Here is a 13,954-nt window from a genome sequence, read left to right on the forward strand (position 1 = left end):
GGCAGAAGAGGGGAGGGAGAGATCCGATGAAGGCATTGACCTACCACGGCCGTCACGACATCCGGTACGGCGATGTCCCCGACGCGGCCGTCACCAACCCCACCGACGCGGTGGTGGAGGTGACCTCGGCCGGCATCTGCGGCAGCGACCTGCACATCTACGGCGGTCATCCGTTCAGCCCGGAACTGGGCTACACACCGGGGCATGAATGCGTCGGCGTGGTCGTCGAGACGGGCGGCCAGGTCTCCCGCTTCAAGCCCGGCGACCGGGTTCTGGTGCCCGCCTCCGTCGGCTGTGCGCAGTGCCGGTCGTGCGCGGCCGGGTTCACCGCCCGGTGCGAGCGCGCGAAGTCGAGCATGGAGCTCTGCTACGGCGTGAGCCCGCAGCTCCAGGGCAGCCAGGCCCAGGCGCTGGCAGTGCCCTGCGCCGACGTCAATCTCGTGCGACTGCCCGAGAGCATCTCGGACGAGGCCGCCCTCGTCCTGACGGACAACGCGCCCACTGCCTGGTACGGCTGTCGGCGCGCCCGCATCCAGCCCGGCGAGACGGTCCTGGTGATCGGCCTCGGTCCGGTCGGCCTCATGGCCGCGCAGTCCGCCTTCGCGATGGGCGCCGCGCGGGTACTGGGCACGGACCTGGTCGCGGAGCGCCGTGCCTTCGCCGCGACCCTGGGTGTCGAACCTGTCGAGGGTGAGGACGTGCGCGCTGCCATACGGGAGATGACCGGCGGACGCGGGCCGGACGCCGTGGTGGAGGCCGTGGGCTCGGACACGACCATCGAGCTCGCCCTCAAGGCCGTACGCCAGGCCGGCCGGGTGAGTGTCATCGGAGTCAGCCAGAACAAGGCGTTCCCCTTCCACATGGGGCTGGCGCAGATCAAGGAGCTGGAGTTCGCGATCGGGTTGTGCTCGGTGCATTACGAGCTCCCTCCCCTGATCGCCCTCACCCAGGCCGGCCGGATCAAGCCCGAGGCCGTGGTCTCCCACCACTTCGCGCTGTCCGAGGGCCCGGCGGCGTACGAACTGTTCGCGGGCCGGGCGGACGGCGTCCGCAAGATCGTTCTCGATCCGACTCGCTGACGATTCTTCAAGGGCCGCCTCGGTGTTGCCGAGGCGGCCCGCAGCCGTGCCCTGGGACCACCACGGCAGCCTCATTCGGCCATTCCCCGCGCGTCCGTGGACACCGGACACTCTGAATGGAACGCTCGCTCCAGACCGCGGGCAGTACCCAAGAGGCGCCCCCGGCCCGCGCCGACGCTGTTCCCCGCACGAGCCGCGCACCCGCACACCCGCACACCCGCACACCCGCACCCGCTCACCCGCTCATCAGCACGAAGTCCTCGCAGCCGCAGAGTCCTGGTACGCCCGGAATGCTCGCCGAGAGGGGTTCACCCCGTGAAATCCATGGCCGCCACGGCCGCAACTGCCGCCGTGCTCCTGTCCATTGCGGCGCATCCCGCCGCCCTTGCCGCCGCTCCCCCGGCCTCCGCCTCCGCCCCGGCCCCCGCCCCGTCCCCCACGGAGTTCACCGTCGACACCACGTCCGACGCGGTCGACGTCGACGGGGCGGACGGCCGGTGTCTGACCGCTTCGGGCGCGTGCAGTCTGCGTGCCGCGGTGATGGCCGCCAACGCCCGCCCGGGCAGCACGATCACACTGCCTCCAGGCCACTACCGGCTGACGATCCCGCCCGACCCGCGGCTGATCATCGGCGACAACCCGGACCCCACCACGGGCGATCTGAACGTGGCCGCCCAGACCACGATCAAGGGTGCCGGCGCGCGGAGCACGGTCATCGACGCCAACCATCTGGACCGGGCCTTCCGTATGCAGGCGGACAGCCGGATGTCCGATCTGACGATCACCGGTGGGGTGGCCAGGCAACGCGAACTGCCCATCACCGACACCGGCGGCGGCGCAATCGCCAACGGACATCACATGACGCTGCGACGGGTCACGGTGACCGGGAACTCCGCCGGTTACGGCGGGGGCATCTTCAACGTCCCCGGCTCCCACCTCGATCTGATCGACAGCACCGTCAGCAGGAATGCCGCGGGAGAGGCCGGCGGCATCCGGTTCGACGACACCGGCACCGTGACCAACTCGACGATCGCGGACAACCGGGTGACGAACCCCGGCGACCGCCCCGGCAGCCTCGCCGGTTACGGCGGGGGCATCGACATCCGCGGGAGGGGACCCGTGGAGATCCTCAACTCGACCATCACCGGCAACCGTTCGAGCGACGGGGGTGGCGGAATCAACTTCGCCCCCGCCTATCTCGACAGCCTGCCCTCACCGATCCCCGACGTCATCGATCTGCCCCTGGGGCGTCTGACGCTGCGCAACTCCATCATCGCGGGCAACACCGTTGACGGCGCGCCGGCCGACTGCAAGAAGGCCTTCGCCACCATCGCGTCGCTGAGCAACAACTTGGACAGCGACGGCAGTTGCCGACTCACCGCACCCGGCGATCTGCCCAGCCGCACCCCACGGATCGGCCCGCTCGCGGACAACGGCGGCCCCACCGACACGGTCGCGCTGCAGCCCGGCAGCCCTGCTCTGGACGCCGCCGACGACTGCCCGGCCACGGATCAGCGTGGCGTCGCACGCCCCCAGGGCGCGGCCTGCGACATCGGCGCCTACGAGCACACGTCATGACCCCGGGCCCGTCCCCGAAGGGGATGAGAGCGCCGCGCCCTGCTCTGGCCCGAACCACAGCCGCGTTCGCGGCCCTACTTCTGACACTGCCCGTCCCCCCGCTTCTGACACTGACCGTCCCCCCGGCCTCCGCCCGCTCCGGCACCGGCACCGGCACCGGCCCCGACTCTCCGGTCGTACGCACGGACCGGGGCTGGGTGCGGGGCACGGCGGCCCAGGACGGCGGGCGGGTCTTCCAAGGGATCCCGTTCGCCGCCCCGCCGACCGGTGAGCTGCGCTGGCGTCCGCCGCGACCCGCCGCACGCTGGTCCGGCACACGGGACGCCACCGCACCGGCCCACCCCTGCCCCCAGTTGCCGTTGACGCTGCTCCCCGACGGTGGCCCGGTCCTGCCCGGCGAGTCCAACCGCACCGGCAGCACGGTGGAGGACTGTCTGTACCTCAATGTCCATACGCCCGCCCGCACCAGCGGCCGGCCGCCGCTCCCCGTACTGGTATGGCTGCACGGCGGCGCCAACGCGTACGGCGCCGGCAGCGACTACGACGGCGCCGCGCTGGCCGCACGCGGCGTGGTCGTGGTGACGGTCAACTACCGCCTCGGAGCACTGGGGTTCCTGGCGCACCCCGCCCTGTCGGCGGAGAGCGCCGACCGTGCCTCCGGCGACTACGGCCTGATGGACCAGCAGGCGGCGCTGCGCTGGGTACGGCGCAACATCGGCGCCTTCGGCGGTGACCGGAACCGGGTGACGCTCGGCGGCCAGTCGGCCGGATCGGCGGACACCTGTCTCCACATCGCCTCGCCGACGGCGAAAGGCCTGTTCCACCGGGCGATCCAGCAGAGCGGAGCCTGCGCCGCGGACGGCGGTCTGACACCCCTCGCACTCGACGCGGCCGAACGGAAGGGAAACGACTTCGCGGCCTCGTTCGGCTGCACCGGGCCGACGAACGCGGCAGCCTGCCTGCGCGCGGTACCCACCACCGAGCTGATCCGCGCCACGGGAACAGGCACCGCCTCCCTGTGGGCCCCGAACACCGGTCCCCGCGTCCTCCCCCGCACTCCGCGGACGGCGTGGGCCGAGGGACGGGTGAACGCGGTCCCGACGCTGAGTGGCAACACCCATGACGAATACCGCTACTTCACCGCGCTGTACGTGGATCTCCTCGGCGGCGGCCCACTGACCCCCGACTCGTACGCCGCCCTCATCAGGCTCCAGTACGGGGACCGAGCGGCCGGGGTCCTGGACACATACCCGGCCTCGGCGTTTCCGTCCCCCAATCTGGCGTACTCCGCCGTCGGCACCGACCAGCGGTTCGCCTGCCCGGCACGGGCCGACAGCCGTCTGTACGGGAGCCGTGCGCCCGTCTACGCCTACGAGTTCGACGACGCGCAGGCACCACCGTTCATCCCGGCACCGCACACGCCGCAGGGCGCCTTCCACGCCTCCGAACTGGCCTATCTCTTCCCGACGGACGTACTGGCGCCCCTGACGCCCGCCCAGCGGCGGCTGTCCGCCACGATGACCGCGTACTGGGCCCGTTTCGCGGCCACCGGCACCCCCAACGCACCCGGCACTCCGCCGTGGCCGCGCTACACCGCCGCCGGAGACCGCATCCAGGTACTGGCACCGGACCGGGTCGGATCCACCAGCGGCTTCGCAGCCGACCACCACTGCCAGTTCTGGCAGCCGCCGTCCCGATTCCCGGAGCAGCCGTGAGATGACGTCGGCACACCCGTCCCTCCGCTGCCGGGTCGTCATTCCCCGGTCGTGATGTGCCCGGACGGGGCGTCCTCTTCACCAGGGACGCCCCCGACCGGAACCCCGTGATGGTCCGCCAGAGCCAGCAGCGCCACACGCAGCGGCCCGGTGTCCAGGACCGTGTCCGGCTCGAACCAGCGGGCCACGGCGGTTCCGCTCGCCATCCTCAGCGTGAAGCGCGCCAACTCGTCCGCCACCTCGGGCCGGTCCCGCAGCCCGAACACGGAACTCACCGATTCCCGGGCCCAGGCCAGCAGCGCGTCGCGGTACTGATGCACCTCGGCCGCAGCGGCCGCACTCGCGTCCTGCTGCACCATGCCCAGCCCCAACAGCAGCTTCACACCGCGTGGATGGCGCTGAAACGCGTCCTCGACCTCCCTCAGAAAGGTGTCCAGACGCTCCGCGACGTCGGTGCCCGGCACTTCGCTCGGCGGCAGGGCCTCCAACAGCGCGATCCTGGCGCGCTCCAGTACGGCGACGTAGATCCCGTCCTTGCTGCGGAAATGCCAGTAGATGGAACTGGTCGGCAGACCGGACGCGGCGGAGATCATCGAGATCGACGTGGCGGCGTACCCGTGGCGCGACATCAGCTCACCACCGGTGTCGAGTATCGCGTCCCGCGACCGCGCGCCTCGGTCCATTGCCGGTGCCTCCGTCATAGGGCCGACTTTAGAGCAGCCTCCTTCAGACCCGATGCGGAACGGGGCTACGGAGGGGTGCGTACGTTCGCGGGGAGGCCACTGAGACCAGGGGGTGCCGTGATCAGCGGAGCTCGTAGGATCCGAAGAACCGGAAGAACAGGGCCGGGAAGTTGCGCCGCTCCAGTCCGGGGCGAGCGCGGCGGCGCAGGCGGCCGTGGAGGTCGCGTGCCGGTGCGTCGGCCAGCAATATGCCTGGGGTGGCGGGCATGCGCAGGGGGTGCCCGGTCCGAGTCAGGGCCAGGTCGACCTCACGGAGAGCGACTCGTACGCGGACCCGGAGCTGTGGAGCTTCGACTGCATCGGCCTGGTGCGCTGGGCCTGGTACAAGGCGACCGGCCGTGACCTCATCACCGAGCGCACGACGCAGGCGACGTTCGCGGCGCCGGGATACGCGCACAGCATGAAGATCCAGGTCAACACCATCAGTGCCCGCTGGGACCGCTACCAGGGCGCGTTCCGCCCGCACGCCGACGTCACACCGGGGGTCTGCTCCTGGGACGGCCGAGGCTCGTTCCACGGCATGGTGAACAACGTCTGGTCGTTCCTGCCGGACTACCACCGTACAGCGGTGACTATCCGGAGATCGGCGGCACACTGACCGGCGCGGAGAACAACACGTCCTGCGGCGACGGTACGGAACCGAACTCCACGAGCGCCTGGACGGCCAAGTCGACGACCGTCTTCGGCCGCACCGTGGAGCTGCGCTACAACAGCACCACCCAGTGCGCCTGGGGTCGCATCGTCGGCGGTGCGCCCGGCGACGAGATCTGGGTCGACCGCAGCGCCGACGGGGGGCAAGACCTGGTCCCCGATGCTCGGCTTCACCACCATCACCTCGGGCAACGACGCGTACACCACGCAGTGGAACGACGCCGGCCTCGTCATGCGAGCCTGCGGCACCAACGGTCCGGGCGGCGCCATCGAGTGCACCGGCTGGTTCTGATCGGCCGGCCGGGCCGGTCGAGCCGGTCGAGCCGGTCGAGCCGGTCGAGCCGGCGGACGGTAGTGCGGGAGAGTCGGGGTCAGGCGCCGCGTCGTACCCGGGCCGCCTTGCGGGCCTCCGCGAGCTTGCTCGCCTCGCTGCTCTTGCGGGACGACCTGCCGCCGGAAGCGCGCTTCGTGTCCTTGGTGCTGCCGAGGCCGCGGAACGGAGCGTTGTGGTTCTTGGGGCGCTGTGCGGTCGGCCCGCCGTCGAGAGGTACGCCGGAGGGGGCCTTGGCGCCGGTGATCCGGCTCAACTCGGCCTCGCCGGAACGCACTTTGCTGACCTTGGGGGCAACGCCGGCGTCCGTCATGACCTGGTTCGTCTCGCGGCGCTGTCCCGACAGGGCGAGTGTCACGACGGTGCCCGAGCGGCCGGCCCGGGCCGTGCGGCCCGCGCGGTGCAGGTAGTCCTTCGGGTCGGTGGCCGGGTCGACGTTGACCACGAGGTCGAGGTCGTCGACGTGCAGGCCCCGTGCGGCGACGTTCGTCGCCACCAGCGCGGTGACCTGCCCGTTCTTGAACTGGGCCAGGGTCTTGGTGCGCTGCGGCTGGGACTTTCCGCTGTGCAGGGCGGCGGCGGGCACGCCACTGGCCCGCAGATGCCGCGTGAGCTGGTCGACGCCGTGCTTGGTGTCCAGGAACAGCAGGACGCGGCCGTCCCGGGCGGCGATCTCCGTGGTCACGGCGTACCGGTCCGGGCCGTGCACGACGAAGACGTGGTGCTCGATCGTGGAGACCGCGCTGGACGAGGGGTCCACAGAGTGCACGACGGGGTCCCGGAGGTAGTTCTGCACCAGCTGATCGACATCGCGGTCGAGCGTGGCGGAGAACAGCATCCGCTGGCCGTCGGGACGTACCTGGTCCAGGATCTCGGTGACCTGCGGCAGGAACCCCATGTCGCACATCTGGTCGGCCTCGTCCAGGACCGTGATGCGCACCCGTCCCAGTCGGCAGCCCTTGCGCTCGATGAGGTCGTGCAGCCGACCGGGCGTGGCGACGACTATCTCGGCGCCGTCCCGCAGCTCGGCGGCCTGCCGGCCGATGGACACCCCGCCCACGACGGTCGCGAGCCTCAGCCGCAGTGCCTCGGCGTACGGGGTGAGCGCCTCTCCGACCTGCTGCGCCAGCTCCCTGGTGGGTACCAGGACGAGCGCCAGCGGTTCCTTGGGCTGTGCGCGTCGCCCGGCCGTCCGGGCGAGCATCCCCAGGCCGAAGGCGAGCGTCTTGCCGGAGCCCGTGCGGCCCCGGCCCAGGACGTCCCGTCCCGCGAGCGCGTTCGGCAGCGTCGCCGCCTGGATGGGGAAGGGCACGGTCACATCGCGCTCGTCGAGCGCCCGCAGGATCTGGGCGGGCAGCCCCAGCTCCGCGAAGGACGCCGCAGCAGTGGCGTCCGCCACCTCGGCCATGTCGTCCTGCTGCCGGGCATCACAACGTGCTGATTCGCTCACAGAAAGCCTTCCTCCGAAGGGACCGTACCGAGGAAGGCGCGGCGGGGACGCGGCCACCAGCCGGGGACACCGAATGGACCACCGACACAGCCACGCCGCAAACGGAGCACTTTAGCACGGGTCACGGCACCCGAGCCGCCCGTGATCACGCCGCTCAGCCCTTGGCCAGGGCGTCGAGGCGCAGTTCGGAGTAGCGATGGGGTGGGGCGTCCCCGCTCACGTCCACGCCGAAGCGATCCTCGGCGCCCTGCTGGAAGCCCCCCGGCCGGCGTGACCATCGCCCAGCTGGTGTCCGCCGTCGTGCAACCGGAGGATCACGGGACCGCAGCGGTCGGCGACGATCCGTTGCGGACGGTGCCCCAGTGGATACGTGTCTCGTTGTGGATGTGCCAGATGTCGTCCTCTGAGAGAAGGACCGACACCACCCCGGGGAAGGCCTCCTCGAAGTAGATGTAGGGCTTCCGGTTGTCGACGCGGGGCGAGTGGTAGTCGAGCCGGTCCTGCATGCCGTGCTGGGCGGTGACCGGGGTCGCGGGATGGTAGGTGAGGATGTTGGGGCTGGCGAGGTCGATCAAGCCGTCGTCGATCAGCCGCCCCACCTCGTGGATGGTCTCGTCGATGCTGGCGCGTGTCTCTCCGTCCAGGCCGAAGAGCACCGAGGTGCCCAGTTCCAGCCCCTGTTCCTTCACCAGCCGGGCCGCTTCCCTGACCTTCGCCTTCCAGGGGCGGGTCTCGTCCCGGCGGAGGTTCTTGTGGATGTGGTCCATGACCTGCGTCGACATGCTCTCGATGCCCATGTAGACATAGGTGCATCCGGCGGCCTTCATCTTCCGCAGGATCCCGGCTGACTGCTCGGACGAGTGCAGGGCCACGAGCGTGTCCACCGTGAGCTGGGCCCCCCACTGGAGCCCGCGCAGCCGTTCGAGGTCGTCGGGATCGCCGAGCCGCTCCCGGAAGCGGGCGGGGATCCGCTCGGCGTCCAGCGCCCGCAGCTCGGCCAGCGCGTCGCAGAACTCCTCGATGTCCCGGTAACGTCCGCTCCAGAACACGGAGTCGTCGAAGAAGAGGGACTCGGCGCCGTAGTGGACGTACTCGCAGACCCGCTCGACCGCCGTGCTGATCGGGTCGTGTTTGAAGCGCTTCAGGGTGCCCGCCACCTGCACCGACTCCGAGCAGAAGTTGCAGCGGTACGGGCAGGCGTTGGACACCATGAAGTGGGCGGTGCGCAGGACCGCGCCGGTGTCGGGGGCGGTGAAGATCGGGAAGTGCGAGCGGATCGCGAACGCCTCGTAGGGCGAGGGGAGTTCGGCGAGGTCGAGCGTGCGACCGCGCAGCGGTACGGCGTCGAAGCCGTCGTCCGAGGCGAGGACGGCCAGGGCCTGGCCCGGGCCGGGTCCCTCCTCGGCGAGCAGCCCCTGGAGGAGTCCGAGGACGCGCTCGCGGTCCACCCACTGCCGGTCGAGGTCTACGGCGAGGGCCACGGCCCGCATCAGCAGGTCCACCGCGTGCTGGGCCTCGCCGGTCACCACGGCGTCGATGACCCGGGGTGCCCTGCCCTCCTGGATGACGGACAGGGGGCTGCTGGGCTTGAGGAGGAGCCTTCGGCCGTCCGGCGTACAGGTGATGGTCTCGTCCGCGTGCCGGCCGCCGAGGATGACGAAGGCCTCCGGGAGCTCGCTCTTGACGAGGGAGGCGATCTCCAGCGCGTAGCGGTGTGCGGGGGAGACCGCACTGATCAGAACCACCCGGGGGCGCACCTCGCGCAGCAGCCGGATCCAGCGCATTCTGGCCGCGTCGTCCCAGACCCGCGGGTCGAACACCGTCTGGTCGGTGTTGGGGTCGCTGCCGTACGGCCGGTAGCCGTCCGCTCCGGCGGCCAGCCGGTACTCCTTGGACGGTAACCGGGTCCATTCGGGGGCGAAGTCGGTGTAGTGCGTGGCTTCTGTCAGTGGTCCCGCGTCGGCGACGGCGCGGTGCACGGCCACACAGAGCGCCGCGTAGAGGCACATCGGGTCACCGGGGTAGGTGATCTCTCCCTCGGCCTGGGTCATGACGGGTGCCAGGACCGACAGCACCGGGAAGTAGCGGCCTGCCGTGCGTCCTCGTGCCAGGTCGTCGAGCAGTCTCTCCCGGCGTACGTGGCGCAGTTGCCGGAAGGAAGCGAGGTCCGCCGCCTCCCCCGGCCGATGTACCCGTATATTTCCGCCGGTGAATTGCACGCTTTCGACAGTGTGAATGGTCATCAGCCCTCCGGATCGTTAGACGGCACTGATTGGGTTGGCCGTCTGATCCCGGTTGTGCGGGTCCGACACGGAGCACCTGATAATCGGTTCGACTGGCATGGTTTGTCGACCGTGCGCGTAATCAAGAAAACCCCCGTGATCTTTGTTGTCACCTTACTAGGCGGCGCCCGGTGCGAGTCAACAGGACAAAGAAGACAGTCACTTCGACAGGCGCCGGACAGCGGTGTGCATACGGTCCAGCGTTTCGTCCAGCACCTTGAGGGAAGTGCCGAAATTGAGGCGTACGAATCCGTTTCCCGCCGCGCCGAAGGACGGGCCGGAGAACAGCAGCACCTTGGCCTCGTCGCGGAAGAAGGCCATGGGATCGTCGCCCACGTCCAGGCGGCGGCAGTCCAGCCAGGCGAGGAATCCGGCCTCCGGAATCCGGTAGGACACTCCCGCGGGCAGCCGCTCGGCCACCCGGTGGCGGTTGCGGTCGAGCAGTGCCATGACCTCCTCCAGCCAGGAATCGCCCGAGGTCCAGGCGGCCTTGAGCGCTTCCACCGCGAGCACGCTCACCTGACCGAAGAGCAGGCCCCGCCGGGCGTCGACGGCCTCGCGCACGGCCTTCGGCCCCACATGGGCGACCGCGCAGCGGATCCCGGCCAGGTTGAACGCCTTGCTGCCCGAGGTCAGGGTGACGGTGCGGGCCGCCACCTCGGGGCCCAGCGAGGCGAACGGGATGTGCCGGTGCGGGGCGTGGGTCAGATCCGCGTGCACCTCGTCCGAGACGACCAGCAGGTCGTGACGGAGCGCCAGTTCCGCGAGCGCCTCCAGCTCGTCACGCCTGAGCACCCGGCCCGTGGGGTTGTGCGGGTTCACCAGGAACAGGGCGCGGCACCGGCCTGGCCCCGCCTCCGCGACGGCGCGTTCCATCCGGTCCGGATCGAACCCCCAGCCCGTGCCGTCGTCCTCGATCGGCACCGTCAGCGGCCGGCGCCCGATCCGCTCGATGACCTCGACGAACGGGGGGCAGGCCGGGGTGTGCACCAACACCGCATCGCCGGGAGCGGTGGCCAGCTGGAGGACGGCCAGCATCGCCTGGTTGATGTCGGTGAACAGCCGCACGTGGGTGGGGTCCGGGAGGTGTCCGTAACGGCGCCGGGTGCGCTCGGCGAACACCTCGCCGAGCGGACCACCCTCCGACTCGTCGAACCACGTCGGATAGCCGAGGTCCCCCGCTGCCCGGCGTGCCACCGCCTCACTGATCGCGGGTGCCGTGGGAAAGTCCATGTCCGCGACCCAGGAAGCCAGCACGTCCGCTCCGGCGTACGCCCATTTCTCGCCGTCCCGGCGTGACAACTCGCCAATGTCGAGAGAATCCAGTGCCGACTGCGCGGACAAAGCGGTGGAGTTCATGGTGCGACCTCCCGGCCGTTCGGGAATGTCCCGCTGCGGAGCCGATACCCCGAAAGACATTGCATCAGGTTGCGCTCCCACTTCTCGAATGAATTGTGACGCTCGTCACCTTGTGAGGGCCGGAGGTGATCGATAATCTCGCCAACCAGTCGTTGTCGCAATATACTTGGCAATGTGTCAGCCAGGGACCGGTCGCATGCCGAATACGCGCATGCGCCGCCCGGAAATCCCAGACGGAAGGCGGGGAATTGACTTTCCATGCCGTTCAGCTCCCAGGCGACCGGACGAGCGGTGGTTCCCAGCCGCGCTGCACGGGAACGGCGCGCCGGAATGTCCCCGCGATGTACGACGCCGGCCTCGAAGCGCTGGCGAAGACCTGTGGCACCACCCGGGAGCGGGTGGCCGTCGCCGCGTTCGCCGCTCTGCTGTACCGGTACACCGGCCGCAACCACGTCGAGCTCGGGCTGAGCCGGGACCGCTCCGACGACACCGCCGTCCGTCTGACGGTCACCGGGGAGGCCACCTTCCGCGCACTGGTCAAGGACTCCGCGGCGGCGCAGGAGTACCCGGCGGCGGGCCGCGTCGGCACGGTCGTCAGCATCGGAGCGACGGTGCCGGCCGACCTCCCCTACGAGGCACTGCTCGTTCTGCCCGCCGCCGGTGCAGGTCAGCCGCCGGTCGAACTGCGCTACGACCAGTCGGTCTTCGACGCCGCCACGGCCGAGCGGCTGCTCGCCCATTTCCACGCCCTGCTGGCCGAGGGGCTCGCCCGCCCGGACGTGCCCCTGGCGGAGCTGGAGTTCCTCGGTGAGAGCGAGCTGCACCGGATCCTCGTCGAGTGGAACGCCACCGCGACGCAACTGCCGCACCCGCGGTCTTGTCTGCACGAGGCGTTCGAGGCTCAGGCGGCGCGCACCCCGGACGCCGTCGTCGTGGCCCAGGACGACCGGCGGCTGACATTCCGCCAGGTCAACACGGCCGCCAACCAGCTGGCCCACCAGCTGCGCGGACTCGGCGTCGGCCCGGACCGACGTGTCGGCCTGTACCTCGACCAGTCGCCCGATCTCCTGGTCGCCATCCTCGGCGTGCTCAAGGCGGGCGGCGCCTACGTACCGCTGGACCCCGGCTACCCGAGCGCGCGCGTGGCCACCATGATCACGGGCGTCTCCTGCGTGGCCGTGATCAGCCGAAGCGATCTCGCCGACGGCCTCCCGCAGACAGAGGGACCCGGAGCCCATCTGATCGTCCTTGACCGCACGGCCGACGAACGGGCCGCCGAGCCCGACCATGATCCCCATCCCCTGGCCGGTCCGGACAACCTCTGCTACGTCATGCACACGTCCGGCTCCACCGGCACGCCCAAACCCATCGCCCTGTGCCATCGCGGCGTGATGAACAACATCGCGGACCTCAACGCCCGCTTCGCCGTAGGACCGGGCGACAGCGTCCTGGGCCTGTCGTCGCCGAGCTTCGACATGTCGGTGTACGAATTCCTCGGCGTGCCCATCGGCGGGGGCACCCTGGTGCTGCCCTCGGCCGGCCGCACGAGGGACCCCGGGCACTGGGCCGAGCTGTCGGCCCGCCACCGGGTCACCCTCTGGAACACCGCGCCGGCGCTGCTGGAGCTGGTCCTGGAACACCTCGACCACGCCGAGCGGTCCGCACCCGACGAGCAGCGGGCCGATCCGCGGTCTGCCGGCCGGCCGGTGCCCCTGCGCGACCTGCGGCTGGTGATGCTCGCCGGTGACTGGATTCCCCTGCGGATGCCGGACCGGATCCGGTCCCGCGCACCCGAGTGCCGTTTCATCTCCCTCGGCGGCGCCACGGAGGCGTCCATCTACTCGACCGTCTTCGAGGTCGAGGCCACCGACCCGGCCTGGACGAGCATCCCGTACGGTCGCCCGATGGCCAACCAGCGGGTGTACATCCTGGACGACGCCCTGCGGCCCGTACCGCCCGGTGTCACGGGCGAGTTGTACCTGGCCGGCACCGGGCTCGCCCGCGGGTACCTGGACCAGCCCGAGCGGACCGCGGAGCGCTTCCTGTCGTGGTCGTACGGGCCTGTGAGCGAGCGCCTCTACCGCACCGGAGACCTGGCCCGGTTCGACGCCGGCGGACTGATCGAGCTGATCGGCCGGGTCGACCTGCAGGTGAAGATCCACGGCCTGCGCGTCGAACTCACCGAGATCGAGGCGGCGCTGCGCGACCACCCGGCGGTCAAGGAGGCCGTGGTGACGGCACAGGCCGATGCCACCGGCTCCCCGGTGCTGGTCGGCTACGCCGTGCCGCACGAGAGCGCCGGCTTCCGGGCCGACGACGTACGCGAGTACCTGGCGTCCCGGCTCCCGCCGCACATGGTCCCCGGCACCCTGCTCACGCTGCCGGCGATGCCCCTCAGCCCCAACGGCAAGATCGACCGCAAGGCCCTTCCCGCCGCGTTCGCGCCCGGACCGGACCTCGCGGTGCCCGCCGAGGACCGGCCGCGGGGCCCCTGGGAAGCACGGCTCGGCGCGGTCTGGCAGGAGGTTCTGGGCGTCGCGTCGGTGCGCCGGGACGACGACTTCTTCAAGCTCGGCGGCGACTCGATGAAGGCCATGCGCACCATGGCGCTGATACCGGGCTTCACCCTGGCGGACCTGTACCGGTATCCGACCCTGCGGGAGCTGGCCGGGTATCTGGAGAACACCGCGGGCGACCCGGACGGCGGGCCGCCCGGCGACTCCGCCTGACCGGTCGGCCGCACTGGCGGGCGGCACCGTGGCGTGC

11 protein-coding genes and 1 pseudogene are annotated in these 13,954 nt (G+C 70.8%); 7 read left to right on the plus strand and 5 right to left on the minus strand.

Annotated features, from left to right (window positions below; all coding sequences use genetic code 11):
• Positions 1-26 precede the first annotated feature (26 nt).
• The 3 genes from AQJ67_RS18690 to AQJ67_RS18700 all read left to right on the plus strand — a co-directional run bounded on the left by AQJ67_RS18690 (position 27) and on the right by AQJ67_RS18700 (position 4,372).
• A complete protein-coding gene (locus AQJ67_RS18690; RefSeq protein ID WP_062720146.1) occupies positions 27-1,079 on the plus strand; it encodes an alcohol dehydrogenase catalytic domain-containing protein in 1,053 nt (350 codons plus the stop codon).
• Between the two features lie 324 nt (positions 1,080-1,403).
• Complete coding sequence (locus AQJ67_RS18695; protein ID WP_062720147.1) at positions 1,404-2,657, plus strand: choice-of-anchor Q domain-containing protein; 1,254 nt, start codon at positions 1,404-1,406, stop codon at positions 2,655-2,657.
• 23 nt (positions 2,658-2,680) lie between these two features.
• Positions 2,681-4,372, plus strand: coding sequence for a carboxylesterase/lipase family protein (locus AQJ67_RS18700; RefSeq protein ID WP_062720532.1), 1,692 nt, complete (start codon positions 2,681-2,683; stop codon positions 4,370-4,372).
• Between the two features lie 38 nt (positions 4,373-4,410).
• Here the strand turns inward: AQJ67_RS18700 and AQJ67_RS18705 are convergent, their stop codons facing one another.
• Positions 4,411-5,073, minus strand: a complete 663-nt coding sequence (locus tag AQJ67_RS18705) for a TetR/AcrR family transcriptional regulator (RefSeq protein WP_062720148.1) — start codon at positions 5,071-5,073, stop codon at positions 4,411-4,413.
• 103 nt (positions 5,074-5,176) lie between these two features.
• A complete protein-coding gene (locus AQJ67_RS47720) occupies positions 5,177-5,323 on the minus strand; it encodes a hypothetical protein (protein WP_159058790.1) in 147 nt (48 codons plus the stop codon).
• 9 nt (positions 5,324-5,332) lie between these two features.
• On the opposite strand from AQJ67_RS47720, the gene AQJ67_RS49395 reads away from it, so the two are divergent.
• From AQJ67_RS49395 to AQJ67_RS50200, 3 genes and pseudogenes are all read left to right on the plus strand, one after another.
• A complete protein-coding gene (locus AQJ67_RS49395; protein ID WP_062720149.1) occupies positions 5,333-5,713 on the plus strand; it encodes a hypothetical protein in 381 nt (126 codons plus the stop codon).
• Positions 5,710-5,901 (plus strand): annotated as a pseudogene (locus AQJ67_RS50715) (DUF2690 domain-containing protein); the annotation flags it as partial. The gene AQJ67_RS49395 and the pseudogene AQJ67_RS50715, both read left to right, overlap by 4 nt.
• A 25-nt stretch (positions 5,902-5,926) precedes the next feature.
• Positions 5,927-6,058: a hypothetical protein gene (locus AQJ67_RS50200; RefSeq protein WP_279616892.1), complete on the plus strand. Its 132-nt coding sequence runs from the start codon at positions 5,927-5,929 to the stop codon at positions 6,056-6,058.
• A 79-nt stretch (positions 6,059-6,137) separates the two neighbouring features.
• Here AQJ67_RS50200 and AQJ67_RS18715 read toward each other — a convergent pair whose 3' ends face one another.
• The 3 genes from AQJ67_RS18715 to AQJ67_RS18725 all read right to left on the minus strand — a co-directional run bounded on the left by AQJ67_RS18715 (position 6,138) and on the right by AQJ67_RS18725 (position 11,188).
• A complete protein-coding gene (locus AQJ67_RS18715) occupies positions 6,138-7,505 on the minus strand; it encodes a DEAD/DEAH box helicase (RefSeq protein ID WP_062720150.1) in 1,368 nt (455 codons plus the stop codon).
• A 356-nt stretch (positions 7,506-7,861) separates the two neighbouring features.
• On the minus strand, positions 7,862-9,790 hold the full coding sequence (locus AQJ67_RS18720; protein ID WP_079056031.1) for a B12-binding domain-containing radical SAM protein: 1,929 nt from the start codon (positions 9,788-9,790) through the stop codon (positions 7,862-7,864).
• Positions 9,791-9,988: 198 nt separating this feature from the next.
• Positions 9,989-11,188 carry a MalY/PatB family protein gene (locus AQJ67_RS18725; RefSeq protein WP_062720151.1) on the minus strand — a complete coding sequence of 400 codons (1,200 nt, stop codon included), beginning with the start codon at positions 11,186-11,188 and terminating at the stop codon, positions 9,989-9,991.
• 341 nt (positions 11,189-11,529) lie between these two features.
• Here AQJ67_RS18725 and AQJ67_RS18730 point away from each other — a divergent pair, with 341 nt between their 5' ends.
• Positions 11,530-13,917, plus strand: coding sequence for a non-ribosomal peptide synthetase (locus tag AQJ67_RS18730; protein WP_062720152.1), 2,388 nt, complete (start codon positions 11,530-11,532; stop codon positions 13,915-13,917).
• Positions 13,918-13,954 lie beyond the last annotated feature (37 nt).

The organism is Streptomyces caeruleatus (assembly GCF_001514235.1).
Taxonomy (GTDB): domain Bacteria; phylum Actinomycetota; class Actinomycetes; order Streptomycetales; family Streptomycetaceae; genus Streptomyces; species Streptomyces caeruleatus.

Excerpts from the sequence above, each read along its gene's own strand:
- AQJ67_RS18690 (WP_062720146.1), top strand. The coding sequence starts at position 27 with ATGAAGGCATTGACCTACCACGGCCGTCACGACATCCGGTACGGCGAT.
- AQJ67_RS18695 (WP_062720147.1), top strand. The coding sequence starts at position 1,404 with ATGGCCGCCACGGCCGCAACTGCCGCCGTGCTCCTGTCCATTGCGGCG.
- AQJ67_RS18700 (WP_062720532.1), top strand. The coding sequence starts at position 2,681 with ATGAGAGCGCCGCGCCCTGCTCTGGCCCGAACCACAGCCGCGTTCGCG.
- AQJ67_RS18705 (WP_062720148.1), bottom strand. The coding sequence starts at position 5,073 with ATGACGGAGGCACCGGCAATGGACCGAGGCGCGCGGTCGCGGGACGCG.
- AQJ67_RS47720 (WP_159058790.1), bottom strand. The coding sequence starts at position 5,323 with ATGCCCGCCACCCCAGGCATATTGCTGGCCGACGCACCGGCACGCGAC.
- AQJ67_RS50200 (WP_279616892.1), top strand. The coding sequence starts at position 5,927 with ATGCTCGGCTTCACCACCATCACCTCGGGCAACGACGCGTACACCACG.
- AQJ67_RS18715 (WP_062720150.1), bottom strand. The coding sequence starts at position 7,505 with ATGGCCGAGGTGGCGGACGCCACTGCTGCGGCGTCCTTCGCGGAGCTG.
- AQJ67_RS18720 (WP_079056031.1), bottom strand. The coding sequence starts at position 9,790 with ATGACCATTCACACTGTCGAAAGCGTGCAATTCACCGGCGGAAATATA.
- AQJ67_RS18725 (WP_062720151.1), bottom strand. The coding sequence starts at position 11,188 with ATGAACTCCACCGCTTTGTCCGCGCAGTCGGCACTGGATTCTCTCGAC.
- AQJ67_RS18730 (WP_062720152.1), top strand. The coding sequence starts at position 11,530 with ATGTACGACGCCGGCCTCGAAGCGCTGGCGAAGACCTGTGGCACCACC.